Here is a 261-nt window from a genome sequence, read left to right on the forward strand (position 1 = left end):
TATACCCAACCTCTGAAGCGGCTTGCTTCAGCCATTTTACGAACACCAATCATGTACGCCGCTAAGCGCATGTTCACTTTACGAACTTGTGCTGTTTCATAAATAGAATCAAATGATTTTACCATTACTTTTTCTAAACGTTGTTCTACTTCTTCTTCAGTCCAGTAGTAACCTTGGTTATTTTGTACCCACTCAAAGTAAGATACCGTTACTCCACCAGCACTTGCTAATACGTCTGGAACAAGTAAAATTCCGCGATCT

1 pseudogene is annotated in these 261 nt (G+C 39.8%); it reads right to left on the bottom strand.

Annotated elements, in window-relative coordinates:
• Window positions 1–261 (bottom strand): annotated as a pseudogene (locus tag SB717_RS37045) (glutamate dehydrogenase); the annotation flags it as partial.

The organism is Priestia sp. SIMBA_032 (genome assembly GCF_046535215.1).
GTDB classification, from domain to species: domain Bacteria; phylum Bacillota; class Bacilli; order Bacillales; family Bacillaceae_H; genus Priestia; species Priestia aryabhattai.